At 57.8% G+C, this 3070-nt stretch carries 3 protein-coding genes; 2 read left to right on the top strand and 1 reads right to left on the bottom strand.

Features of this window, described 5'->3' with window-relative positions:
- Positions 1–441 (top strand): SGNH/GDSL hydrolase family protein (locus tag AB4043_RS20365; RefSeq protein WP_442307919.1); only part of this gene is annotated, 441 nt, incomplete at its 5' end.
- A 245-nt stretch (positions 442–686) separates the two neighbouring features.
- Here AB4043_RS20365 and AB4043_RS20360 read toward each other — a convergent pair.
- A complete protein-coding gene (locus AB4043_RS20360) occupies positions 687–2099 on the bottom strand; it encodes a sugar transferase (protein WP_442302577.1) in 1413 nt (470 codons plus the stop codon).
- Between the two features lie 349 nt (positions 2100–2448).
- Here AB4043_RS20360 and AB4043_RS20355 point away from each other — a divergent pair.
- The coding region (locus tag AB4043_RS20355; protein WP_442307918.1) for a Wzz/FepE/Etk N-terminal domain-containing protein at positions 2449–3070 on the top strand (622 nt) is incomplete at its 3' end.

Here is a 3070-nt window from a genome sequence, read left to right as displayed (position 1 = left end):
GCGGTAGGTCAGCTCAGTTCAGCCGTCGATACCGGACATCTGATCGCAACCCTGTGGTCAACGCAGGAAAGTATCTTTCTCGCACAATATTCGCTATCCTCTGCCGGAAAACATACCGTCACYGTGTCGACGGCATCGACCGGAGGATTTTTCTCTTTTCTTTGGGCGGGCGTATGTGGCGAAAACTACAACAATGTTCCGGGCGCACCGAGCGTTCTCCTTGGCTCTGTTCCACGCGCAAAACCAGATGACCTGAACTATGAGATCCTCCAGTACAACATGCGATTTCTCGATATGGCTCGGAAGTTTCAGCAGCAGGGCATGAACGTTACGACTGTGGATACATTTCACGTCTATGACACAAGCGACCTTTCCGACGACGTGCACCCAAACCGGGCAGGGCATACGAAACTAGCCGCAGCCTTTCAAGCTGCCTTCTAGATAGTCCTTTCGAGCCTTCATGGGATGGAAGGTGGCCGGTTGCAAATAAGATCTTCATTCACTTTGTCTTCATGCCTGTCGTTAGCTAATCCTTCAAAAGCCGATCGATCCCGTCGCTGGCTACAAGCCGGTCTTCGCTGTAGCAGCGCGCCTTACCGGCTATCGGACAGGATGTCGCAGAGGGAGCTTTACAGGATGAGTAAAGCCTTTCGTCGCGGCCGAGTCGAGCATAACAATACTTAGATCTAGTAGGCACCCTTGCCGCGGAAGACCACACTGATCGTCTTGGCCAGGATCTTGAGGTCCATCGGGAGATTCCAGTGATCGATGTAGTGGAGATCCAGACGGATGGTCTGATCGAAATCCGTCTCTGAACGGCCGGAKACCTGCCACAGGCCGGTGATGCCAGGTTTGACCGAGAAACGGCGCATCAGCCACGGTTCGGAGAAGAGCGCGACGTCGCGATTGGGCAGAGGCCGCGGGCCTACGAGAGACATCTCTCCGCGCAGCACGTTGAAGAGCTGCGGCAACTCGTCCAGCGAGGTGCGGCGCAGGAACTGACCTACCTTGGTGATGCGGGGGTCGTTCTTCATCTTGAACATTGGCCCGCCGAACTCATTGTGCTTCTCGAGCGCAGCCATCCGAGCCTCGGCGTCAACCACCATGGAACGGAACTTCATCATGCCGAAGGTGCGCTTGTTCTTGCCCCACCGCTCCTGCCTAAACAAAACCGGACCTTTGCTGGTGAGCTTGATGGCAAGAGCAATGGTAAAGAAGACCGGCAGCAGCAGGATGATGCCGAACAGCGCCGCGGTACGATCAAAGATATCTTTCAGGAGCAGGCGCTGGTCGCTATGCACCATCTCCATGCCGCGAACGCCGGTCTCTTCATCGACCGTGGTATTTTTGGCAATCTTCGATTGAAAGAGATCAACGGAGTACAGGGCTTTTACGCCGGCATGGCCGCACATGGCAACAGCCTGTTGTACGTCGGCAAAGGCGCTCTTGAGCGGAAGGGCGATGAGAACTTCGTCGACGGGACGGCGCATGAGGATGTTCTCAAGGTCATCCAGCGGTCCCAGGACCGGGGCGAGGCCTTTGCAGTCGGGCTGTGGATCAGAGTCCACAAAGCCGCAGATCTGATAGTCAAATGAAGGATGAGCCAGCAGCTGCTGAGTCAGCATGAAGGCACGCGGGCCGGTTCCGACCACGACGACATTCCGCTTCTTACGCAACGCCGGCTGAACACTGTCGTAGAAGGTGAACAGGACCACCCGGTTCAGCCCCATCAGCAGCAGACCTGTGACCGCGAAAAGAAGGCTGATGTGCCAGATCTGGCTGAAGGTGTATTTGCCGAGAAACATCGTCAGCGCGACAGGCAGTGCGGACAGGCTGACGGCCACCGGGCCGCGCAGCATGAAACCGAGCTGAGAGGCGCTCTGGCGGGGCCGGTACATGCCGGTCGCCCAGAAAAAGGCTCTCCAGACAACGAGCAGCGCCGCGCCCACGATCAGGGTCTGGATGGAGACGCGCAGGGCGAGAATCTGCTTGAGAGACTGGCCCGCAGCCAGAGAAGAACCGAATAACGAGACCAGCAGAGCGATAGAAAGGCTTACGGTATCAGCAATACGTACTGACCCCTTGGAGAACCGACGCATGAGTAGGGTGTCTCCTGCAGGGACGGTCGGTGCTGCCGTCGCCCTGGCCGACGGGGATTGGGCTGCGGGGATCCGGGCGGCCTCGTCAACGCCCGATTTGAGAATGTGATCTTCCATCTGTCACCCTCTGTACTGCTCAGTTCCGGGTTCAGATCCCCCCGGGCAGCTCTAGAAGACCAGCAGAGGGCGGGGGGAGTACATGCACCTTTCGGGTCAGGCGGTTACCTTGGAGTGGTAGCAATCCGGCCCAGGAGATGCTCCCCGCCAGTATAGCCAGTTCAAATACCGAAGCAACCGTAATAAATGCCTAGGTATCCGCAAGCAAAGAATTGTTACACTCTTGCAGGAAATGCCGCCTCAGCCTTCGCCGAACTACTCGCAGCCGAAKATCCGCCAGATTGTTCTGGAGGCTATCTTCCGGCACGAACGGCTCTTCTGGCTGACGATCGCAGGCATCATGCTGCTGGTAGCAGTTGGAACTTACCTTACCCCCAAGAAATACCAGGCCGACGCCAAGCTGATGGTGCAGAACGTACGTTCGTCCTCGCCACTGACCACGACGGCCTCTGATCGCCTGGTGACCTCCGGTACGGTTTCCGCCGAACAGATCTCGACACAGGTAGAGATGCTGCAGAGCCCGGCCGTGGCGCTGCGGGCGATTGGGGCGGGGCCCGCAGGAAGCGTGAGCCGCGAAAAAAGTCGAGAGGCGGAGAAGCTGGGGAAGGCGCTCAGCGTTGAGGCTGTCCACCAGACCAACCTGATTGAGCTGAAGCTATTGGGTGACTCACCTGAACAGGCCTCGGACCAGTTGCGGCGGGTAATCGACGCCTATTTCACCGAGCGGGCAGGGTCGGGCCTGTCCGCTGGTGCGGCGTCCTTTTTCGACGAACAGTTGCGCTTCAAGCAGCGGCAGCTCCAGGTTGACCAGGAACTGCTTTCCGACTTCCAGGTGAAACATGGCATCTCCGATC

The sequence above is a fragment of the Terriglobus sp. YAF25 genome (genome assembly GCF_052113305.1).
Taxonomy (GTDB): Bacteria; Acidobacteriota; Terriglobia; order Terriglobales; family Acidobacteriaceae; genus Terriglobus.
Note: the sequence above shows the minus strand (reverse complement) of the source record. Positions and strands in the feature narration are given on the sequence as shown.